This is a genomic window from Serratia sp. GW822-FHT06D09 (assembly GCF_058799515.1).
Window position 1 is genome coordinate 181,386 of record NZ_JBXALO010000004.1, and the last position, 22,571, is coordinate 203,956.

Sequence of the window (22,571 nt, forward strand, 5' to 3'; positions counted from 1 at the left end):
CCCTCTGTCCGCTACGCGGATACCCTCGCTGCACCCGCGTTGTCGGGCGTGATACGGCGTGATGAAGTGAGAGTCGTTGGCGCAGCCAACCGTCTGATAGGGCAAAGGCGCGGGTTGCAAGGGGCCGCGCCTACGGCCCCTTGCTCGGTCGGAGCTTCAGAACCTCATGGAGCTTTGCCCGTTTATCGACCGAAAAGAACGTTGAACTGGCCTAAAAAACACCTTAAGTGAACGGCATTAGTATTGAGGGCTCGGCATTGCCGGGCCTTTTTAATTGTTATCTTCCGGGAATTCACCCACCGTCATCTTCAGCGTGATGCGTTTGCCTTCGCGCAGGACCACCACCGGGATTTCTGTACCCGGTCGGATTTCTGCTACCTGGTCCATGGTTTCCAGCACCGATACCGCAGGCTTGTTGTCCACGTTGATGATCACGTCGTTAATATGGAAACCGGCGTTGCCTGCCGGCCCGCCCTGAGTAATTTCAGTCACGATAATGCCCTGCAGGCGATCGATGCCGGAATTGGACGAGCGCAACGGAATAATCTCTTTGCCCTGAATGCCGAAATAACCCCGAATGACGCGGCCGTCGCGGATCAGTTTGTCCATAATCTTGGTGGCCAGCTCGATAGGAATGGCGAAACCCAGGCCTTCCGGCGTTTCACCGTCGGTGATTTTGTCGTAGGTCAGGGTATTGATACCGATTAATTCGCCGAGGGAGTTGACCAAAGCACCGCCGGAGTTGCCGCGGTTAATCGAGGCATCGGTCTGCAGGAAGGTCTGACGTCCGGTGGTGCTCATACTGATACGGCCGGTGGCGCTGAGGATCCCCTGAGTCACGGTCTGGCCTAGGTTGTAAGGGTTGCCAATCGCCAGCACGACGTCACCGACGTGGGCGGTGCGTGCGGTATTAATTGGGATCACCGGCAGGTTGCCCTGATCTATTTTCAGCACTGCCAGATCGGTCAGGCTGTCAGAGCCGACCAGCAGCGCCTCATAGCGGCGGCCGTCCTGGACGACCACGGTAATTTGTTGCGCATCCTTGATCACGTGTCGATTGGTCAGGATATAGCCACGTTCATTCATGATCACGCCTGACCCCAGCAACAGCACGTTGGCGGTGCCGTTCATATTGCGGTTGTAGATATTGACTACGGCAGGCGCGGCACGTCGTACCGCCTTATTGTAACTGACGGGTGTTTCATCAAGGGTACTATCATGTTTTTCTGCGAACAAAGCATTGGAAGAACGTAGCACGGGTAAAGCAACCAGCAGCAGGCCGGCAACGATTAGACCAATAACGACGGAACGCAAGAGCTTAGCAAACATGGAGTTTTAGTACGTAAGATGAAAGATACCGGGAGGATAACATGAGAATACCGAGCGCAGTATGTCACCGCGCCCGGTTTTTAAACAAATATACGATCAGCGCAACAGCAGATAAATGGTTTCGCTGCCACGCACGATGTTCAGCGCCATGACCGGTGGTTTGGCTTCAAGCACCTTGCGCAACGCCGTGATGTTCTCAATTCGCTGGCGGTTGACGCCGATGATCACATCGTCTTTCTGCAGCCCGATTTGTGCCGCCGCAGAGCCTTTATCCACTTTATCGATCTTCACGCCTTTTTCACCGCTTGGGATCGCCCCGTTGCTGAGTGAAACCCCCTGCAGAGCTGGGGAAAGCGTTTCGGCATTGGTTGAGGCGCTTTCGCTGTTATCCAGCGTAACGGAAACTTCCTGCGGTTTGCCGTCGCGCAGCAGACCGACCTTGATGGTTTTGCCCGGCGCAGTGGTGCCGACCTTGGCGCGCAGCTCGGCGAAACTGCTGACAGGCTTGCCGTCCACCGAAACCAGGATATCGCCGGCCTTGATGCCCGCCTTGGCAGCGGCGGATTTCGGCAGCACTTCGCTGACGAACGCCCCGCGTTGCGCGTCGGTATTAAAGGCCTTGGCCATATCGGCGGTCATTTCACTGCCTTTAATGCCCAGTAGCCCGCGTTTCACTTCGCCAAACTCGATCAACTGCTGGCTGAGGTTCTGCGCCATGTTGCTCGGAATGGCAAAACCGATACCGACGTTGCCGCCGCTTGGCGCCAAAATGGCGGTGTTGATACCGATCAGCTCACCGTTAAGGTTAACCAGCGCGCCACCGGAGTTACCGCGGTTGATGGATGCATCGGTCTGAATAAAGTTTTCCAACCCTTCCAGGTTCAGGCCACTGCGGCCCAACGCGGAAATAATGCCAGAAGTGGCGGTTTGGCCCAGGCCAAACGGGTTGCCGACGGCCACGGCGAAATCACCGACCCGCAGTTTATCGGAGTCCGCCATTTTTATAGCGGTCAGGTTTTTCACGTCGTTGAGCTGAAGCAGGGCGATATCGGACTGTTCGTCACGGCCTACCAGCTTGGCGTCCACTTCACGGCCATCGTTCAACTGTACGCTGATTTTATCGGCGTTGTTGATCACGTGGTTGTTGGTCAGCACATAGCCCTTGGCGGCGTCGATGATGACGCCGGAACCCAAGCCTTCAAACGGGCGTGAGCTTTGCTGTTGCCCAGGGCCGCCAGGGCCAAAGAAGCGTCTGAACTCCTCCGGAACTTGCTGGCGTTGTACCTGGGTTCCTTCAACATGCACGCTGACCACTGCGGGCAAGACTTTCTCCAGCATCGGCGCCAGGCTTGGCAGCGGTTGCCCTTGAACGGCGACGGGCATCGCGGCGGTGGCAGCCGGTACGGAGGTCAGTGTGAGGCCAATACTCATTGCCAATGCACTAAGAATTAACGACTTTTTCTTCATTGATAATAGCTCTCTCAATACCTGCCGGTGGAATAGTGATGATAAAGCAGCAGCAATACCATAGTGAAGGGTAAGACCGTGAATTTGCGTGAAAAGTTCACTCAAACGTCTGCGTTAAGGATAGCTCAGCGTGGGGGAAGAAGTATGAGGAGGATCAAAAACCCGTGGGACTGGCCCACGGGCGAAGAACGGCGTTTAGTCGCGACGTGGACGTTCGCCACGCAGCAGGCCTGATGCGCCTTCCGAATAGTCGCGCGGCATTTCTACCGGCGCCTGATCGTTATCCGCTTCGGCTTCGGTCAGGCGATAGCGGAACGGATTTTCCTGCATCGGCAGATCCGGCAGCAGGTTGTTGGAGCTTTTCGCCATATGCTGATACAGCTGGCGATAATCGCGTGCCATGTTGTCCAGCAGCTCGGCGCTGCGGGCAAAATGACCGACCAACTCCTGACGATACTCTTCCAGCTCGGTTTTGCTCTTATCCAACTCGTTCTGCAAAACTTGTTGTTGACGTAATTTACGGTTACCAAAACGCATCGCTACCGCACCAATGACGATACCGACCACCAAACCAATCAGCGCATACTCCCAGGTCATGATGACTCCTATTTTGACTTCGTTGTTCCGCAGGGATTTTTCACTTAATAATATCCACTATAACCGTTAACCTTGTCCGAGTGGAATCCTGATGAGCTTTGACCTGATTTTTACAGGGTTTTCAGCGCCGCTCAGAGTGGGCATTTGTGGCGATATGAGGGCTAACCAGCCGTAATATGTCGCGAAAATGGGCTAAATAATTTCTAAGCGTTCTTAGGGAACATCGAACAGATGCAGGCACAATCACCGTTATCACGCTACCAGCGGCTGCTTGCTGCGGGGGAATACCAGGCCGATGAGGTTCAACGCCAGGCCGTCACTCAACTGGATCATATCTATCAGGCCTTGCAGCAAATACCGGCCGTCAGTGCACCTGCCGGCGGTCTGCGCGGCAAGCTGAGCCGTTTGCTGGGCAAAAGCAGCGAAACGGTAAAACAGCGGCCGGTGCAGGGCTTATATATGTGGGGCGGGGTCGGGCGTGGCAAAACCTGGCTGATGGATATGTTTTTCCACAGTCTGCCGGGTGACCGCAAGCTACGGCTGCATTTCCACCGCTTCATGCTGCGGGTGCACGAAGAGCTGACCGAATTGCAGGGGCAGGAAAATCCGCTGGAAATCATCGCTGATGGTTTCAAGGCGCAAACCGACGTGCTGTGTTTCGACGAGTTCTTTGTTTCCGACATCACCGACGCCATGCTGCTGGCGACGCTGTTGCAGGCGCTGTTTGCCCGTGGCATTACGCTGGTCGCCACCTCCAATATTCCGCCGGACGATCTGTATCGCAACGGTCTGCAGCGCGCGCGCTTTCTGCCGGCGATCGACCTGATTAACGAGTATTGCGATGTGATGAACGTTGACGCCGGCATTGATTATCGTCTGCGCACCCTGACTCAGGCGCACCTGTATCTGACGCCGCTGGATGAACAAACCCGGCAGACCATGGATCAGATGTTCGTGAAACTGGCCGGCAAGAAAGGCGAGGCGGCACCGGTATTGCAGATCAATCACCGGCCGCTGCAGGTTATCAACGCGGTAGACGGCGTGCTGGCCGTTGATTTTCATACCTTGTGCGAGGAAGCACGCAGCCAGCTCGATTACATCGCCTTATCGCGCCTCTACCACAGCGTTATCCTGTATAATGTGCGCGTGATGGGGCCGTTGAAGGAAAATACCGCACGCCGCTTCCTGGCGTTGGTGGATGAATTTTACGAGCGCCACGTCAAGTTGGTGATCGCTGCCGAAGCCTCGATGTTCGAGATTTACCAGGGCGAGCGGCTGAAGTTTGAGTACCAGCGCTGCCTGTCGCGGCTGCAGGAGATGCAAAGCGAGGAGTATCTCAAGTTGCCGCATCTGCCTTGATTGCCCGGGGGCGCCACCGCCGGCGTCCCCGATTTTCCGCTGCTGGCGATTAATTGCGTTTCCATTCAAAAAGCGTTCGATCTTTGTGAGCGACTTCTCTATAATCTTGCGACCCCACGTTACAACAAAGTTTTTTTTCCCAAAAACTTTATAGTGCCGGCAATGGCTATTCGAAGGGGTAGGTTTGCTGGACTTGTATGGTCGTGTGAGCCTCAACTGTTTTCGAGCGTTTGGGTGTTCACCAACGTGTAACTAATTATTGGGTAAGCTTTCTAATGAAAACTTTTACAGCTAAACCAGAGAGCGTTCAACGCGACTGGTACGTTGTTGATGCAGATGGTAAAACTTTAGGCCGTCTCGCTACTGAACTGGCTCGTCGTCTGCGCGGCAAGCATAAAGCGGAATACACCCCGCACGTTGATACCGGTGACTACATCATCGTTCTGAACGCAGAAAAAGTTGCTGTAACCGGCAACAAGCGTACAGACAAGGTGTATTACCACCACACCGGCCACATCGGTGGTATCAAGCAAGCGACCTTTGAAGAGATGATTGCCCGCCGTCCTGAGCGCGTGATTGAAATCGCGGTTAAAGGCATGCTGCCAAAGGGTCCGTTGGGTCGTGCAATGTTCCGTAAACTGAAAGTTTACGCGGGCAACGAGCACACTCATGCGGCACAGCAACCGCAAGTTCTTGACATCTAATCGGGATTATAGGCAATGGCTGAAAATCAATACTACGGCACTGGTCGCCGCAAAAGCTCCGCCGCTCGCGTTTTCATCAAGCCGGGCAGTGGTAACATCGTAATTAACCAGCGCAGCCTGGAACAGTACTTCGGTCGCGAAACTGCCCGCATGGTAGTTCGTCAACCGCTGGAACTGACTGACATGGTTGGTAAATTTGACCTGTACATCACCGTTAAAGGTGGTGGTATCTCTGGTCAAGCTGGTGCTATCCGTCACGGTATCACCCGTGCACTGATGGAGTACGACGAGACTCTGCGTGCAGAATTGCGTAAAGCTGGCTTCGTCACTCGTGACGCCCGTCAGGTTGAACGTAAGAAAGTCGGTCTGCGTAAAGCACGTCGCCGTCCGCAGTTCTCCAAGCGTTAATTTTTTACTGCTTCGGCAGTGGAATTTACGCAAAAAACCCGGTGCTTCACCGGGTTTTTTTATGCCTGAAAATCACGTTGCTGCTACTAAAATCTTTGGTATATCAGACAATTCAATACGAATTCGCCGCACAGCCCCCACAAAACAAGCAAAATCTGGTAAACTATCATCCACTTTTGCGCCTGTTCGCCATGCAGCAGTTATCAGTTTACCTCCGAGGCCGGTTTTTATGACCTAAGGTTTAGCTGCGAGTTGCTGGCCTGCGGTCAAGATCATTCAGGATAGCAGCCTGTCAGTGGGCTATTCGCAGTATTTTCTAGATAACTTGGAGGTTTTCATGGCTGTCGCTGCCAACAAACGTTCGGTAATGACGCTGTTCTCTGGCCCGACCGACATTTTTAGCCATCAAGTACGTATCGTACTGGCGGAGAAAGGTGTCAGCGTCGAGATTGAGCAGGTTGAGTTGGATAACCTGCCGCAGGATCTGATTGACCTCAACCCGTACCAGACGGTGCCTACGCTGGTCGATCGCGAACTGACCCTGTATGAATCCCGTATCATCATGGAATACCTTGATGAGCGCTTCCCGCACCCGCCGTTGATGCCGGTTTATCCGGTCGCGCGTGGCGAGAGCCGCCTGATGATGCTGCGTATCGAGAAAAACTGGTATTCGCTGATGTACAAAATCGAGCAGAGCAACGGTCAGGAAGCTGAATCAGCTCGCCGTCAACTGCGCGAAGAGCTGCTGGCGATTGCCCCTATCTTTGGTCAGACGCCGTATTTCATGAGCGAAGAGTTCAGCCTGGTGGATTGCTACCTGGCGCCGCTGCTGTGGCGTTTGCCGCAGTTAGGCATTGAGCTGAGCGGTGCTGGCTCCAAAGAGCTGAAAGGCTACATGACCCGCGTCTTCGAACGCGATGCCTTCCTGGCCTCCCTGACCGAAGCCGAGCGCGAAATGCGCCTGCAGACTCGGGGCTAAGCGTCATGGATATGTCTCAGATGACACCACGCCGTCCGTACTTGCTGCGGGCGTTCTATGACTGGTTGCTGGACAATCAGCTAACACCGCATCTGGTGGTAGATGTGACGCGTCCTGATGTGCAAGTGCCGATGGAATTCGCCCGCGATGGACAGATTGTTCTGAACATTGCGCCGCGTGCGGTGGGCAATCTGGAACTGGGCAACGACGAAGTGCATTTCAACGCACGTTTCGGCGGTGTGCCGCGTCTGGTTTCTGTGCCAATGGCAGCCGTGCTGGCGATCTATGCGCGTGAGAACGGTGCAGGCACCATGTTCGAACCGGAAGCCGCTTATGAAGCGGAAGGCGCGTTTGAAGGCCTGGACAATGAGACGATCCCATCGGAAAGCCTGATGTCGGTGATTGATGGCGATCGGCCGGATCTGAGTGAAGATAACGATTCGGACGATGAACCGCCTCCGCCGCCACGTGGTGGCCGCCCGGCACTGCGCGTGGTGAAATAACCTCGCGGTAGTGAACACCAAAGGTCGCTTCGGCGACCTTTTTTATTGCCTGCGATCCGGCTTGGCTTAGCTTTTCAATGAGGCGATACAGGCGTCACGCGGTGCACTGAGATCGCCGATACGGACGGTGGTGAGTGCATGGGTGGCGCGCTGCTTGAACGTGGTGATAGCGGTATCACCTTGCACTTCCGGCGGCGCGGTACAGATATCGTTGATCGGTAAGTTATTGCCTTTGTCGAGGGCATGCAGCACCGCCGCGGGGTTATAGACCAACGCGGAAGACAGGGCTGACTTCACGCCGGCGGTAAATGAGGCGTTACCCCCATTGGCCAGTTTAGGGGCCAGCGCGATCCAGTTATCGTCGCCCAGTTTGATGTTTTTTTCTACCGCGGCAAGCTGGCCTGCTTTAGCCAGTTGTGCGACCACCGACGCCGCACCGCGTGCCTCAATGTTATAACCCACTTCCTGAGAGTCGAGCGACATGGCCAGTGAATTGAAGCTGACAACCAGCAGTGCGCCAGTCAGTAAGGCAAAGGAGAATTTCATGGTTAGCTATCCTTATCAAGATATCAGACGCAGCAGCGCCCCTGAGTGATGCTAACTCAATACTATAGCGCGTTGGGCAAAAGGGGGTGTTACAAAGCGTGTGGGTTGCGGTGAAAAAACAAAGGCCCGGCAGTTTTGGCTGCGGGCCCTTGGGGGGAAGTCAGCGAAAAATTACACTTCCAGATAGCTCATGATGCCATCGGCGGCTTTACGCCCTTCGGCAATCGCCGTCACCACCAGGTCAGAACCGCGTACCGCATCGCCACCGGCGAAGATTTTCGGGTTGCTGGTCTGGAAGGCGTTATCGGTGCTTTCCGGTGCCACGATACGACCTTGCTTGTCGAGCTCGACGTCGTGGGCAGCCAGCCAGTCCATCTGGTGCGGACGGAAACCAAACGCCATGACCACGGCATCGGCATCGATAACGTGCTCGGAGCCTGGCACCTGTTCTGCAACCTGACGACCATTGGCGTCTGGCGCGCCCAGTTGGGTACGAACCATTTTCACACCGGCGACGCGGCCGGCGCTGTTCAGTTCGATGCTCAGCGGCTGCAGGTTGAATTTGAAATCAACCCCTTCCTCACGCGCGTTTTTCACTTCACGCTTGGAGCCTGGCATGTTGGCTTCATCACGGCGGTAGGCGCAGATAACCTCGGTGGCGCCCTGACGGATAGAGGTGCGTACGCAGTCCATCGCGGTATCACCGCCGCCCAGTACCACCACGCGTTTGCCTTCCATGCTGACATACGGCTCATGCTGCTCGGCTTGATAACCCATCAGCTGTTTGGTGTTGGCGATCAGGAACGGCAATGCGTCGTAGACTCCCGGCGCGTCTTCATTCTCCAGACCACCACGCATCGACTGATAAGTACCGACGCCGAGGAACACCGCGTCAAACTCACTCAGCAGCGTTTCCATGGCGATGTCTTTGCCCACTTCAGTGTTGAGTTGGAATTCAATGCCCATCTCACTGAAGATGCCACGGCGCTTCACCATCACTTCTTTTTCCAGCTTGAAGGCCGGAATACCGAAGGTCAGCAGGCCACCGATCTCGGGATGACGATCGTAGACCACCGCTTTCACGCCGTTGCGGGTCAGCACATCGGCACAGGCCAGACCGGCAGGACCGGCACCGATCACCGCCACCCGTTTGCCGGTAGGCAGTACATGGGACATGTCCGGCTTCCAGCCCATTTCGATCGCTTTGTCGCTGATATAGCGCTCGATGTTACCGATGGTCACCGCACCGAACTCATCGTTGAGAGTACAAGAGCCTTCACACAGGCGATCCTGTGGGCAAACGCGGCCGCAGACTTCCGGCAGGCTGTTGGTCTGGTGCGCCAGATCCGCCGCCTCCATGATGCGGCCTTCATTCGCCAGCTTCAGCCAGTTCGGGATGTAGTTGTGAACCGGGCATTTCCATTCGCAATAAGGGTTACCGCACGACAGGCAGCGGTCCGCCTGCGCTTTCGCCTGAGTTTCCGAAAACGGCTCGTAAATCTCTACAAACTCAATTTTACGGATCTTCAGCGGTTTCTTTGGCGGATCAACGCGCTGCAGGTCGATAAATTGATAAACATTCTGACTCATTTAATGACCTCTTACTGCGCCTGAACCCGCAGCTCGGCTGCGGAACGACTACGGTGACCCAACAATGCTTTGACATCACTGGACTTCGGCTTGACCAGAGCAAACTTCGGTGCCCATTCCGGCCAGTTGGCCAGGACCTCTTCCGCACGCGAAGAACCGGTCGCCTGCACGTGCTCGGTAATCAATCCGCGCAGGTGTTCTTCATGAATTGCCAGTTGGTCGACATCCAACACTTCCACCAGTTCTGGGTTCACTCGTTTACGGAACTCGCCGTCTTCATCCAGCACGTAGGCGAAGCCGCCGGTCATGCCCGCACCAAAGTTGATGCCGGTTTTGCCCAGCACGCAGACGATGCCGCCGGTCATGTATTCACAACCGTTGTCGCCGATGCCTTCTACCACGGTGATGGCACCGGAGTTACGTACGGCGAAGCGTTCACCCGCACGGCCCGCAGCGAACAGCTTGCCGCCGGTAGCGCCATACAGGCAGGTGTTGCCGATAATGCTGGCTTCATGACTGCGGAACGCGGAGCCAATCGGTGGACGGACGGCGATACGGCCGCCTGCCATGCCTTTGCCAACGTAGTCGTTGGCGTCGCCGGTCAGGGTCAGTTCTACGCCGCCCGCATTCCATACGCCGAAGCTCTGGCCGGCGGTACCGGAGAAGTAGGCCTTGATCGGATCGGCCGCCATGCCCTGGTCACCGTGCACGGTAGCGATGGCTCCGGACAGGGTAGCGCCCACTGAACGGTCGGTGTTGCGGATATCGAAGTAGAAGGCTTTGCTGCTTTTCGCTTCAATATGCGGTTCCGCCTGCGCCAGCAGATCCTTGTTCATCAACCCTTGGTCGAACGGCGGGTTGCTGCTTTCGGTGCAATACAGCGCCTTGCCCGGATGCGGCGTGGCGGTTTTCAGCAACGGCGACAGATCCAGCTTGTTCTGCTTGGCGGAGATACCGTCCAACTCGGTCAGGAAATCGGTACGACCAATCAGATCCACCAGTTGGCTAACCCCTAACTGCGCCATGATCTCGCGGGTTTCGCGCGCGATAAACTGGAAGTAGTTGGTCACGCGTTCCGGCAGGCCGTGGTAATGATCGCGGCGCAGTTTTTCATCCTGAGTTGCCACGCCGGTAGCGCAGTTGTTCAGGTGACAGATACGCAAGTACTTACAACCCAGCGCCACCATTGGACCGGTGCCGAAGCCGAAGCTTTCCGCACCCAGAATTGCCGCTTTCACGATATCCACACCGGTTTTCAGGCCACCATCCACCTGCAGGCGAATTTTATGGCGCAGGCCGTTGGCCACCAACGCTTGCTGGGTTTCCACCAGGCCCAATTCCCACGGACAGCCAGCGTATTTCACTGAAGACAGCGGGCTGGCGCCGGTACCGCCGTCGTAGCCGGCGATGGTGATCAGATCGGCATAGGCTTTCGCCACGCCGGTGGCGATGGTGCCCACGCCCGGTTCGGAAACCAGCTTCACCGAGATCATGGCCTTCGGGTTGACCTGTTTCAGGTCGAAAATCAGCTGTGCCAGATCTTCAATCGAGTAGATGTCGTGGTGCGGTGGTGGCGAAATCAGCGTCACGCCCGGTACCGAATAACGCAGCTTGGCGATATAAGGGGTAACCTTATCCCCCGGCAACTGGCCGCCTTCACCCGGCTTGGCTCCTTGCGCCACTTTAATTTGGATCACATCGGCATTCACCAGGTAAGCCGGCGTCACGCCGAAACGGCCGGATGCCACCTGCTTGATGCGCGACACTTTGTTGGTGCCGTAACGGGCCGGATCTTCACCGCCTTCGCCGGAGTTGGAGAAACCGCCGAGGCTGTTCATGGCGATTGCCAACGACTCGTGCGCTTCCGGGCTCAGGGCACCGATGGACATCGCTGCGGTATCGAAACGTTTGAACAGCGATTCAGCAGGTTCAACCTGATCAACCGGAATTGGCGTGCCCTTCGGCGTGATGGCCAACAGGTCGCGCAGCATGGCCACCGGGCGCTCGTTCACCAGCTTGGCGTAAGCCTGATAGTCGCTGTATTTGCCGCTGTGCACTGCCGTTTGCAACGTGCTCACCACGTCAGGGTTGTACGCATGGTACTCGCCGTCGTGGACGAACTTCAGCAGGCCGCCCTGTTCCAGCGGTTTACGTTTCAACCACGCACGCTTGGACAGGTTCTGCAGATCCTGTTGGATGTCGCTGAAGCTGGCGCCGCCGATGCGGCTGACCACGCCCTGGAAACACAAATCGGACAGATCGCGGTGCAGGCCGACGGCTTCGAACAGTTTAGCGCAGCGGTAAGAGGCGATAGTAGAGATGCCCATTTTGGACATGATCTTGTACAAGCCTTTATTGATGCCGTTACGGTAGTTCAGCATCACTTCACGGTATTTCTTGTCGATTGCCTGGGTATCTACCAATTTGGCCAGCGTTTCGTAAGCCAGGTAGGGGTAGACCGCCGTCGCGCCAAAGCCTAACAGCACGGCAAAATGGTGCGGGTCACGGGCACTGGCGGTTTCAACAATGATGTTGGCGTCGCAGCGCAGGCTTTTCTCGACCAGACGGGTCTGGATCGCACCAACGGCCATTGGCGCAGGCACCGGCAGGCGTTGGGGGGTGATGGCGCGGTCTGACAGCACCAACAGCACGGCACCGTCGCGGACTTTACGTTCCGCTTCGTCGCACAGCGAACGGATGGTCTGCTCCAGATCCTGCTCCGCCGGATCAAAGGTCAGATCGAGCGTGTCGGCCCGATAGTATTCGCCTTCCAGCGTAGTGAGCTGTTTGAAATCGGAGTACAGCAGGATCGGCGATTTGAAGCTTAAACGGTGCGCCTGGCCTTCGGCCTCGCAAAACACGTTCATTTCGCGGCCGATGCTGGTGGCCAGCGACATGACGTGCGCTTCGCGCAGCGGATCGATAGGCGGGTTGGTCACCTGCGCGAACTGCTGACGGAAATAGTCATAGATGATGCGTGGGCGGCTGGACAGCACGGCAAACGGGGTATCGTCACCCATTGAGCCGGTAGCTTCCTGGCCAATCTCGCCCAGTACGCGGATCACCTGATCCAGTTCTTCGCTGCTGTAGCCGAACTGTTTCTGGTAAGTCTCGAGCTGCGAATCGTCAAGCTCACGACTGCCGACCTGATCGGCCGGCAGGTCTTCGAACGGCACCAGCCGCTTGACGTTCTTTTCCATCCACTCTTTATACGGGTGGCGGCTTTTCAGATCGTCGTCGGTTTCGGCAGAGTGCAGGATCTTGCCGCTACGGGTATCGATCACCATCAGCTCGCCAGGGCCCACGCGGCCTTTCTCGACCACTTCATCCGGCTGGTAATCCCAGATGCCGACTTCAGAGGCACAGGTAATCAGCTTATCTTTGGTGATGACGTAGCGTGCCGGACGCAGACCGTTACGGTCCAGGTTACAGGCGGCGTAGCGGCCGTCGGACATCACGATACCGGCAGGGCCGTCCCACGGCTCCATGTGCATCGAGTTGAAGTCGAAGAAGGCACGCAGATCGGTGTCCATATCCGGGTTGTTCTGCCAGGCTGGCGGAACCAGCAGGCGCATGGCGCGGATTAAGTCCATACCGCCTGCCAGCAACAGCTCCAGCATGTTATCCAGCGAGCTGGAGTCTGAACCGGTTTCGTTAACGAAAGGCGCTGCCGTTTGCAGATCCGGGATCAGCGGCGTCTGGAATTTATAAGTACGGGCGCGCGCCCATTGGCGGTTGCCGGTGATGGTGTTGATTTCGCCGTTGTGCGCCAGGTAGCGGAACGGCTGCGCCAGCGGCCAGCGTGGCACGGTGTTGGTGGAAAAACGCTGATGGAACAGGCAGATGGCCGATTCCAGACGCAGGTCCGCCAAATCAAGATAGAAACGGGGCAGATCCGCAGGCATGCACAGGCCTTTATAGATCGTCACCAGATTCGAGAAGCTGCATACATAGAAGCTGTCGTCCTGGACGCGCTTCTCGATACGGCGGCGCGCGATAAACAGGCGGCGTTCCATATCGCGTGGGCGCCAACCGGCCGGGGCGTTAACGAAAATCTGTTCAATACGCGGCAGGGAGGAGAGGGCAATTTCACCCAAAACGTCCGGGTTGGTCGGCACTTCACGCCAGCCAACAACCGACAGCGTTTCGTTCTGCAGCTCTTCTTCTACAATGCGGCGGCTGGCACGGGCTTCCTCTTCGTTCTGGCTGAGGAACATCATGCCAACGGCGTAGTTCTTGGCTAAGCGCCAGCTGCGCTCTTCCGCCACCATGCGGAAAAAGCGGTCGGGCTTTTGTAATAACAGGCCGCAACCGTCGCCAGTCTTGCCGTCAGCAAGGATTGCGCCACGGTGCTGCATGCGGGCCAGTGCGTGAATCGCGGTACGCACGACCTTATGGCTAGGTTCGCCTTCTATGTGGGCGATCAGGCCGAAACCACAGTTGTCCCGCTCTTGGGATTTATCGTACAACATATCAGTGAACCTCCCCAGGCTCTGCGTGACTCTCACAACCGACTCACGAGCGGGCTTCTCAACGTCAGGCAGAAGTCCAATCAGCAAGCTGAATATCGCCGATCTGCTTTTCCGCCCTCCGTCAATGGCCTCTCGTGATGGTGCTCACAAGTGGTAAATGACTTGTTTTAAGAGGGAGTCTTAAATTACTGCATAAATATGACGAGACGTTTGCCCGTCCAGAAAGCTTCCAGCGGACTTCCAACTTAGCGAGAAAGAATACGCAGGTCAAATATAGGCCTAAGGGGGTTTTTTAATGAAATAACTGTATTTAATTATTTGATATTAATTGTTTTTTGGCGTTTTTTAAGCTTGCATGGGGGAGTGTCGTCCCCCGAAGAAATGTGAGCTGTCTCACTATAGTGCAACGCCTGAATCTCTGCACCATGCTAGTGCGGGTGGGAATGTCAGAGTTTTATTCTAATAACTTATTCTTTTTTGTTTTTTACAACTATTTTTCATCGCTTTGTCATACTGGCGTTAACGGTTGCGTGGAAATAAGAAAAATTCATCTCGGCCAAGATGATTTTATTTGCATTTATAATGAATAGTTATGCTTGGTGAAGCCTTGCGGAGAAAGCGTTGATCTCTGTCATCGCGGGAAAAGCCGTTTTTTATTAGCATCACGGGCTTTGAGCACAGAGACCTCCAAGATTATGCAGTTGCCGCAATTAGTCAATATGTTTGGTGCCGACCTTCAGCGGCGATACGGCGAAAAGATCCATAAACTCACCCTGCACGGCGGGTTCAGTTGCCCGAATCGCGACGGCACGTTGGGGCGTGGTGGCTGTACCTTCTGCAATGTCGCTTCTTTTGCCGATGAACAGATGCAGCATCAAAGCATCGCCGAACAGTTGGCGCTGCAGGCCGGCAGGGTGAATCGCGCAAAACGCTACCTGGCCTATTTTCAGGCCTATACCAGTACTTATGCAGAAGTGAATCTGCTGGCGGAGATGTACCGCCAGGCGCTGGGACAGGCGGATATGGTCGGCATTTGTGTTGGAACCCGGCCGGACTGCGTGCCACCTGCCGCCCTGGATCTGCTGGCGAGTTACCGCGAAAAAGGCTACGAGGTGTGGCTGGAACTCGGGCTGCAGACGGCGCACGATAAAACGCTAAAGCGCATTAACCGCGGCCACAATTTCTCCTGTTATCAGCGCACCGCCCGGCTGGCGCGCGAACGCGGGCTGAAGGTGTGTAGCCATCTGATTGTTGGGCTGCCGGGGGAAAGCGCCGCCGAACATCTGACCACGTTACAACGGGTGGTGGACAGCGGCGTGGATGGCATCAAGCTGCATCCGCTGCACATCGTTACCGGCAGCACGCTGGCGCGGGCCTGGCAGGCGGGTCGGTTGCCTGAACTGTCGCTGGAGGCATACGCCGCCAGCGCCGGAGAGATGATCCGCCACACGCCGAAGGAGGTGGTATATCACCGTATTTCCGCCAGCGCGCGTCGGCCGACGCTGTTGGCACCGTTATGGTGCGAAAACCGCTGGAACGGCATGCAGGCGGTCGGCGGCTATTTGCAACGCCATGGCGGGCAGGGCAGTCGATTGGATGAAAAGCAGCAATATCGCCCTTGATCGCTGTTTTGATTTGCAATCTTTCCCACACTTCGACGTTTGCTTCCTTATCTCCTCGGTGTTTTACGGTATGATTTAGACGATTCTGTCTGATGGGAGCGGCTATGAAGCAAATCCGGGTGTTAGCCCAGTACTACGTTGATTTAATGGTAAAACTGGGGCTGGTACGCTTTTCGCTGCTGCTGGCATCGGCGCTGGTGGTGCTGGCGATGGTGGTGCAGATGGCGGTGACCATGCTGCTGCGCGGCGAAGTGGAAAGCATCGACGTGGTGCGCTCAATCTTCTTCGGCCTGTTGATTACGCCCTGGGCAGTCTACTTTCTGTCGGTGGTGGTCGAACAGCTTGAAGAATCACGCCAGCGCCTGGCGCGGCTGGTAGATAAGCTGGAAGAGATGCGCCACCGCGACCTGGAGCTGAACCAGCAGCTTAAGGACAACATCAGCCAGCTGAATCAGGAAATTGCCGATCGTATCAAGGCGGAAGAAGAGCGCCAGCAGGTGATGGACAAGCTGACGGAAGAGATGGAACAGCGCGAACTGGCGCAAATCGAACTGGGCCAGCAGTCGGCGCTGTTGCGTTCTTTCCTCGATGCTTCACCGGATCTGGTGTATTACCGTAACGAAGACAAAGAATTCTCCGGCTGTAACCGGGCGATGGAGCTGCTGACCGGCAAAAGTGAAAAACAGCTGATTGGCCTGACGCCGTATGACGTTTACGGCCAGGAAATCGCCGAAAAGGTGATAGAAACCGATGAGAAAGTGTTCCGCCACAACGTTTCGCTGACCTACGAACAGTGGCTGGTCTATCCGGACGGGCGCAAGGCCTGTTTTGAGCTGCGCAAAGTGCCGTTTTACGATCGCGTTGGCAAACGGCATGGGCTGATGGGCTTCGGCCGCGATATAACCGAGCGTAAGCGCTATCAGGACGCGCTGGAGAATGCCAGCAGGGACAAGACCACCTTCATCTCCACGATCAGCCACGAGCTTCGTACGCCGCTTAACGGCATTGTCGGGCTGAGCCGCATTCTGCTCGATACCGAGTTAAACGACGAACAGCTGAAATACCTCAAAACCATCCATGTCAGCGCTATTACCCTGGGCAATATCTTCAACGACATTATCGAGATGGACAAGCTTGAGCGGCGCAAAGTGCAGCTCGACAATCAACCGGTAGATTTCACCGGCTTCCTGGCGGACCTGGAAAACCTCTCCGGCCTGTTGGCTCAGCCGAAAGGCCTGCAGTTTGTGATGGAGCCGCAGCAACCGCTGCCGCAGCAAATCATCACCGACGGTACCCGCCTGCGTCAGATCTTGTGGAACCTGATCGGCAATGCGGTGAAGTTCACGCCGCAGGGGCAAATCGTGGTCCGCGTACGCCGCGAAGAGCAGGATCGGTTGGTGTTTGAGGTGGAAGACTCCGGCATGGGGATTCCGAAGGATGAGCAGGACAAAATCTTCGCCATGTATTATCAGGTCAAGGACCAGCACGGCGGCCGTCCGGCGACCGGCACCGGCATTGGGCTGGCGGTTTCCAAGCGCCTGGCGCAGAGCATGGGCGGCGATATCACTGTCAACAGCGTGCAAGGGCACGGTTCTTGCTTCACTTTGACCATCCAGGCGCCGGCGGTGAAGGAAGCGGAAAGTGAAACGCAGGCGGAAGAGGCCCTGCCATTACCGGCGCTGCATATCCTGCTGGTCGAAGATATCGAGCTGAACGTGATTGTGGCGCGTTCGGTGCTGGAGAAGTTGGGCAACAGCGTCGAAGTGGCGATGAACGGCAAGGATGCGCTGGCGATGTTTGATCCGGACGAGTTCGATTTGGTGTTGCTGGATATCCAGTTGCCGGACATGACCGGGCTGGATATCGCCCGGGTGCTGCGAGAGCGCTATGCCGGGCAGGCGCTGCCGCCGCTGGTTGCATTGACTGCCAACGTGCTGAAAGACAAAAAAGAGTATCTCGACGCGGGGATGGACGACGTGCTGAGCAAGCCGCTGTCGGTGCCGGCGCTGACCAAGGTGATTAAACATTACTGGGATCATCAACCCTCTCACACCACAAAGAAAATGGAGCAAAAGACGATGCAGATTAATGAGTCTTTACTGGATACCACCATGCTGGAACAGTACATGGACCTGGTGGGGCCGCAGTTGATCCATCAGAGCCTGGAGATGTTTGAGCAAATGATGCCGGGCTATCTGGCGGTGTTGGATTCCAATATGACCGCGCGTGATCAGAAAGGCATCACGGAAGAAGGGCACAAAATTAAAGGTGCAGCGGGTTCGGTGGGTCTGCGCCATCTGCAACAGCTGGCACAGCAAATTCAAACCCCGACGTTGCCAGCGTGGTGGGATAACGTGCAGGACTGGGTGGATGAGCTGAAGCAGGAATGGCGTAACGACGTGCAGGTACTGCGGGCGTGGGTAGCGGAAGCTGAAAAAAAATGACCCCGACCTAGGCCGGGGTGCGCGAATATTGCGCCAACACCAGGGAAATTGTGAACCTGCGTATTGGATTTAGTGTTCTGGTCGAGCAGGTTGCAGAGAATTCCTAAACATCATACAGCCAACAACATAGCAAATGTAAGCGCTCTTGTTAGAAGATTCATTAAAATGTGTGATGTAGATTAGTGTTTGACTACTCCGAGCACTAACCAGTTGACAGTATCAACAGGAGGAAGGGTGATGAAAAACGTGGGTGTAGTGCTGAGTGGCTGCGGGGTTTATGACGGTACGGAGATCCATGAGGCCGTCCTGACGCTGCTGGCGTTGGACCGGGCAGGCGCACAGGCGGTGTGCTTTGCGCCTGATAAACCTCAACTTCATGTTATTAATCACTTATCTGGCGATGAAATGCCAGAGGCGCGCAATGTTTTGCTGGAGTCTGCACGCATTGCCAGAGGCAAGATCCAGCCGCTTTCACAGGCCGATGCCGACCAACTGGACGCCCTGATTGTCCCCGGCGGGTTTGGCGCTGCGAAGAACCTCAGCAGTTTTGCCAGCGAAGGGGCGGAATGCTGGATTGATAAAGATTTAGCGAAGCTAACGCAACAAATGCATAAGGCAAATAAACCAATTGGTTTTATGTGCATCGCGCCGGCGCTGCTGCCAAAGTTGCTGGATCAACAAGTGCGGCTGACCATTGGCAACGATCCTGACCTCGGTGAAGTGATTGATGCCATGGGCGGTGAGCCGGTCATTTGCCCGGTTGACGATATCGTGGTGGATATTGAGAACAAAGTGGTGACCACGCCAGCCTATATGTTGGCGAAATCGATCGGTGAGGCCGCCCGCGGGATTGATAAGCTGGTTTCACGGGTGCTGGATTTGGCTGAATGAGAAAATCTGTGGGCAAATCGATGCTATCCCGGCCATGGTTTTGGCTGAAACGCGGATTGATCGCAGTGGTTGGTGCCTGGCTGCTGGGTATCCTGGTATTTGCTTTTTTACCGGTGCCTTTTTCTGCGGTGATGGTCGAGCGGCAGATCGGTGCCTGGCTGAGGGGCGATTTTGGCTATGTGGCGCACTCCGACTGGGTGTCGATGGACGAGATTTCCCCGCAGATGGCGCTGGCGGTGATGGCGGCGGAGGATCAGAAGTTCCCGGATCACTGGGGTTTTGACGTGGCGGCGATAGAAAAGGCGTTCAGCCACAATGAACGTCGGCCCACGCGCATTCGTGGCGCTTCTACGCTGTCGCAGCAAACCGCGAAGAACCTGTTCCTGTGGGACGGCCGCAGTTGGTTGCGCAAAGGGTTAGAGGCCGGTTTGACCTCCGGCATCGAACTGGTGTGGACCAAGCGTCGGATCCTGACGGTATACCTGAATATCGTGGAGTTCGGTGACGGCGTGTTCGGCGTAGAGGAAGCGTCACGGCGCTACTTCAATAAACCGGCCAAGCGTCTGACTGCATCGGAGGCCGCACTGCTGGCGGCGGTGTTGCCCAATCCACATCGCTTCAAGGCCAATGCGCCTTCCGGCTATGTCATACAGCGACAGCAGTGGATCATGCGCCAGATGCGCCAGTTGGGTGGGGAAGGTTTCCTGAAAGAGAATAAGCTCGATTAACCTGATGCTCCCCTACCGTCAGGCAGGGGAGCCGTCTCTTTAGCAGTGAATTTTGTATCAGGGTTTTTGACTGATAAACGCACTCAGGTCTGCATGCATCTTTTTGAGCGACGGTTCATCCACGTACGGCATATGCCCGGTGTCATACCAATAGAAACGGATATTGTCGCGTAGTTTGGGCGACACGGGCAGATGGCTCATCTCATATTTGGCGACGAAATAAGGCGTGGCCAGATCGTAAACCCCGCCTATCACCATCACTCTCATTGCCGGATTCATTTTCATCACCCGCGACAGGCTCGGCAACACGTTAAACGATCTGTCGCGGCTGTTGCTGGACATGTTCCAGTCATAGACCTCATCGGAAAATGCGCGATAGTTTTGGTCGGCGCTAAAATGCAGCGTCTTGCCAAGATAATCGTGGAATTGCGCGACGTAGGCGGAGGTAATTGCACTGATGTTGGGATCGTAATTGGACGTTTCGGCGATATTATCCAGCGACGGCCCACGATAGCGGGTATCGATTCTGCCAATGGTCTCGTCCTGGCCGCTCAACAGTTGTTTGGCGAAAACCGGCCCACTCAGGCGCAGATTGGCCTTGAGCCAATAATCGGCCGAAATGCCGGTAAATTGGTAAAGTTGCTCGGCGAGCGTTTGACGATCTTTTTCAGGCAGATTGGCACCTTGCAGCAATGCCTGGGCATAAGTCCCCAGTGCAAACTTCTCGGCCTGGTCTAACAAGGTTTGCAGGCTCTGGTGTTTGTCCGGCAGCCGCTGGTGATACCATGCGCTGGCCGCGTAGGTGGGGAGTGCCAGGTAGTAAGGCTGATCGACGCCGGGGTTTTGATTGGGATCGTCGACATTGTTGTCATAGTTCAGAAACTGCGACATCAGAATAATGCCGTTAAGATCGATATTCTGATTTTTTAGCGTCTCGGCCAATACCACCGAGCGGGTAGTGCCGTAGCTTTCACCCAATAAATATTTAGGTGAGTTCCAGCGTTGGTAATGCGTTAGAAACTGAACGATAAACTGAGAAAAAGCCTGAGCATCGCCGTTGACGCCATAAACGTTGCTGGCACTCTGTGATTTTTGCTGCGCTCTCTCCGGTTGGCTGGCGGCACTGCTGGAAAAGCGGCTGTAACCCGTTCCGGGGGCATCGATAAATACCAGATCGCTGACGTTGAGCAGGCTGTATTGGTTATCGGTTAGTTGGTAAGGCGCCAGCTGTGTTTTCTCTGGCTGAGTAGCGATAACCCGTTTAGGCCCGAGTGCCCCCATATGCAGCCAAAGCGAGGCGGAGCCCGGCCCGCCGTTGTAGATAAAGGTAATCGGCCTGTTCTCGTTCTTATTCTCATTCTTTTTGAAATACGCGACATAGAACATGCCGGTCACGGGATCTTCCGGGTCGTCTTTACTCAATTCCAGCACCCCGGTTTGCGCCTGATAATTGATTTTTACCTGGTTGACCGTGATCGCGCCTTCGGTAGCAACGGTTTGATCGGCCATCGGGGCTGGGGCGTGCTCGGCGTGGGGCGCTTCCTGTGGCGGATTGGCGGCGGAAACTCCGGCGGTGAATAAAGAAACGGCAGTGAGAAAACCGATTAAAATTCTGTCCATTTGAATTTTATCCGTAATGAAGTGAGAGATGACTTTAAACGCGACTCATTAAACCAGGGTACAACAGCGCGGAGCGTGCAGAAAAGCGGCAAGGGGAATGCCCCTTGCCTGAAGGATCATTTAACGAAGGTGAAGGCGGTGGTGACGTGTTTTACGCCGCTCACCTGGCTGGCGATCTGCGCCGCAGACTGGCCTTCCTGTTGGGTGACCAGGCCCAGCAAGAACACTTCGCCATTTTCAGTGGTCACTTTCACGTTGGATGACTTCACCGTATCGCTGGTGAGCAGCTGTGAACGGACCTTGGTGGTGATCCAGGTATCGGAGGAGGCGGTGCTCAGGCTAACCGGCGTTCCCTGACGGATCTCGTTATACACTTCGGTGGTGCCTTCAACACCCATGGCGATTTGCTTGGCGCGAGCCGCCAGATCGGTGCTTGGCGATTGGCCAGTCAGCAGGACTTTACCCTGGTAGGCCGTTGCGACCACCCGGGCTTCTTTCTTCAACTGCTGATCTTTGCTCAGGGCATTTTCAACCCGGGCTTCCAGCGTCCCATCGTCTACCTGAGTCCCCACGCTGCGTGGGTCGGTGGCCGTTTTAGTGGCGACGGCGGCGCTGCCAACGACAACGCCTGCAATACAACCTTGTAACAGCAGGGCGCTGGACAGCACTGCAAATGTGGCTTTTAGCTTCATCTCAGTTCCTTAATCGTCCTGGTGGGGAAACAACGTATTATCTATCAGGTCGCATAGGCAATTTACAGTCAGCATATGCATTTCCTGAATGCGTGCACTGCGGTGGGAAGGGATGCGGATCTCGACATCCTGCTGACCGAGCAAGCCGGCCAGTTCCCCACCGTCGTAACCGGTAAGTGCGACAATCGTCATGTCACGCGTCACGGCGGCTTCGACCGCTTTCACAATATCACGGCTATTGCCGCGGGTGGAAATTGCCAGCAGTACGTCGCCGGCGTGTCCGAGCGCACGAACCTGTTTGGCATAGACTTCATCGTGCAGGCGATCGTTGGTGATCGCGGTCAGCACCACGTTATCGGCATTCAGGGCAATGGCCGGTAGGCTTGGGCGCTCGGTTTCAAAGCGGTTGATCATGCTGGCGGCGAAATGCTGCGCATTGGCTGCCGAGGTGCCGTTACCGCAGCACAGAATTTTATTACCGTTAAGTAAGGATTGAACCAGCGTCATTGCTGCACGCGAGATGGCGTCGGGCAAAGCTTCCGCCGCCGCAATCTGGGTTTGGATGCTTTCGGTAAAACAGGCTTTAATTCTATCCAGCACGTTGTATTAATCCACTAAGT

General features: G+C 55.7%; 18 protein-coding genes. 9 read left to right on the forward strand and 9 right to left on the reverse strand.

Annotated features, from left to right (window positions below; translation table 11 throughout):
* Positions 1 to 270: 270 nt before the first annotated feature.
* The 3 genes from degS to zapG all read right to left on the reverse strand — a co-directional run bounded on the left by degS (position 271) and on the right by zapG (position 3,393).
* Positions 271 to 1,329: an outer membrane-stress sensor serine endopeptidase DegS gene (gene degS / locus AC1RKG_RS11840; RefSeq protein ID WP_122080296.1), complete on the reverse strand. Its 1,059-nt coding sequence runs from the start codon at positions 1,327 to 1,329 to the stop codon at positions 271 to 273.
* A gap of 96 nt (positions 1,330 to 1,425) precedes the next feature.
* A complete protein-coding gene (degQ, locus tag AC1RKG_RS11845; RefSeq protein WP_128864528.1) occupies positions 1,426 to 2,796 on the reverse strand; it encodes a serine endoprotease DegQ in 1,371 nt (456 codons plus the stop codon).
* A gap of 195 nt (positions 2,797 to 2,991) precedes the next feature.
* Positions 2,992 to 3,393 carry a Z-ring associated protein ZapG gene (gene zapG, locus AC1RKG_RS11850; RefSeq protein WP_020831844.1) on the reverse strand — a complete coding sequence of 134 codons (402 nt, stop codon included), beginning with the start codon at positions 3,391 to 3,393 and terminating at the stop codon, positions 2,992 to 2,994.
* Between the two features lie 231 nt (positions 3,394 to 3,624).
* Here zapG and zapE point away from each other — a divergent pair, with 231 nt between their 5' ends.
* The 5 genes from zapE (at position 3,625) to sspB (ending at position 7,346) form a co-directional block, all read left to right on the forward strand.
* Entirely contained in the window at positions 3,625 to 4,752 is a 1,128-nt protein-coding gene (gene zapE, locus AC1RKG_RS11855; RefSeq protein ID WP_493183101.1) for a cell division protein ZapE, read from the forward strand.
* Between the two features lie 275 nt (positions 4,753 to 5,027).
* Positions 5,028 to 5,456 (forward strand): 50S ribosomal protein L13, encoded by a 429-nt coding sequence (gene rplM, locus AC1RKG_RS11860; RefSeq protein WP_020831840.1) that lies wholly within the window; start codon positions 5,028 to 5,030, stop codon positions 5,454 to 5,456.
* A gap of 15 nt (positions 5,457 to 5,471) precedes the next feature.
* The gene (gene rpsI, locus AC1RKG_RS11865) at positions 5,472 to 5,864 is read left to right on the forward strand and encodes a 30S ribosomal protein S9 (protein ID WP_020831838.1); all 393 of its coding nucleotides are present in this window, start codon (positions 5,472 to 5,474) and stop codon (positions 5,862 to 5,864) included.
* A 337-nt stretch (positions 5,865 to 6,201) separates the two neighbouring features.
* Entirely contained in the window at positions 6,202 to 6,843 is a 642-nt protein-coding gene (sspA, locus tag AC1RKG_RS11870; protein WP_012147043.1) for a stringent starvation protein SspA, read from the forward strand.
* 5 nt (positions 6,844 to 6,848) lie between these two features.
* Complete coding sequence (sspB, locus tag AC1RKG_RS11875; protein ID WP_493183103.1) at positions 6,849 to 7,346, forward strand: ClpXP protease specificity-enhancing factor; 498 nt, start codon at positions 6,849 to 6,851, stop codon at positions 7,344 to 7,346.
* Between the two features lie 66 nt (positions 7,347 to 7,412).
* On the opposite strand, the gene AC1RKG_RS11880 is transcribed toward sspB, so the two are convergent.
* The 3 genes from AC1RKG_RS11880 to gltB form a co-directional block, all read right to left on the reverse strand.
* The gene (locus AC1RKG_RS11880) at positions 7,413 to 7,892 is read right to left on the reverse strand and encodes a hypothetical protein (protein ID WP_020831834.1); all 480 of its coding nucleotides are present in this window, start codon (positions 7,890 to 7,892) and stop codon (positions 7,413 to 7,415) included.
* Positions 7,893 to 8,063: 171 nt separating this feature from the next.
* Positions 8,064 to 9,482, reverse strand: a complete 1,419-nt coding sequence (locus tag AC1RKG_RS11885) for a glutamate synthase small subunit (protein ID WP_044553650.1) — start codon at positions 9,480 to 9,482, stop codon at positions 8,064 to 8,066.
* Positions 9,483 to 9,493: 11 nt separating this feature from the next.
* Positions 9,494 to 13,954 (reverse strand): glutamate synthase large subunit, encoded by a 4,461-nt coding sequence (gltB, locus tag AC1RKG_RS11890; protein ID WP_261158790.1) that lies wholly within the window; start codon positions 13,952 to 13,954, stop codon positions 9,494 to 9,496.
* A gap of 695 nt (positions 13,955 to 14,649) precedes the next feature.
* Between gltB and mnmL the strand changes: the two genes are divergently transcribed.
* From mnmL to mtgA, 4 genes are all read left to right on the forward strand, one after another.
* Positions 14,650 to 15,576, forward strand: coding sequence for a tRNA modification radical SAM protein MnmL/YtqA (gene mnmL, locus AC1RKG_RS11895; protein WP_187963018.1), 927 nt, complete (start codon positions 14,650 to 14,652; stop codon positions 15,574 to 15,576).
* A gap of 104 nt (positions 15,577 to 15,680) precedes the next feature.
* Entirely contained in the window at positions 15,681 to 18,020 is a 2,340-nt protein-coding gene (arcB, locus tag AC1RKG_RS11900) for an aerobic respiration two-component sensor histidine kinase ArcB (RefSeq protein ID WP_046372558.1), read from the forward strand.
* A gap of 237 nt (positions 18,021 to 18,257) precedes the next feature.
* Positions 18,258 to 18,911 carry an isoprenoid biosynthesis glyoxalase ElbB gene (gene elbB, locus AC1RKG_RS11905; protein WP_020831829.1) on the forward strand — a complete coding sequence of 218 codons (654 nt, stop codon included), beginning with the start codon at positions 18,258 to 18,260 and terminating at the stop codon, positions 18,909 to 18,911.
* A complete protein-coding gene (gene mtgA / locus AC1RKG_RS11910; RefSeq protein WP_020831828.1) occupies positions 18,908 to 19,639 on the forward strand; it encodes a monofunctional biosynthetic peptidoglycan transglycosylase in 732 nt (243 codons plus the stop codon). The genes elbB and mtgA overlap by 4 nt, the downstream gene beginning before the upstream one ends.
* Positions 19,640 to 19,696: 57 nt before the next feature.
* On the opposite strand, the gene AC1RKG_RS11915 is transcribed toward mtgA, so the two are convergent.
* The 3 genes from AC1RKG_RS11915 to diaA all read right to left on the reverse strand — a co-directional run bounded on the left by AC1RKG_RS11915 (position 19,697) and on the right by diaA (position 22,551).
* Positions 19,697 to 21,259 (reverse strand): S10 family peptidase, encoded by a 1,563-nt coding sequence (locus AC1RKG_RS11915; RefSeq protein ID WP_130017010.1) that lies wholly within the window; start codon positions 21,257 to 21,259, stop codon positions 19,697 to 19,699.
* A gap of 116 nt (positions 21,260 to 21,375) precedes the next feature.
* Positions 21,376 to 21,951, reverse strand: a complete 576-nt coding sequence (gene dolP / locus AC1RKG_RS11920) for a division/outer membrane stress-associated lipid-binding lipoprotein (protein ID WP_020831822.1) — start codon at positions 21,949 to 21,951, stop codon at positions 21,376 to 21,378.
* Between the two features lie 9 nt (positions 21,952 to 21,960).
* Positions 21,961 to 22,551 (reverse strand): DnaA initiator-associating protein DiaA, encoded by a 591-nt coding sequence (gene diaA, locus AC1RKG_RS11925; RefSeq protein ID WP_020831820.1) that lies wholly within the window; start codon positions 22,549 to 22,551, stop codon positions 21,961 to 21,963.
* Positions 22,552 to 22,571 lie beyond the last annotated feature (20 nt).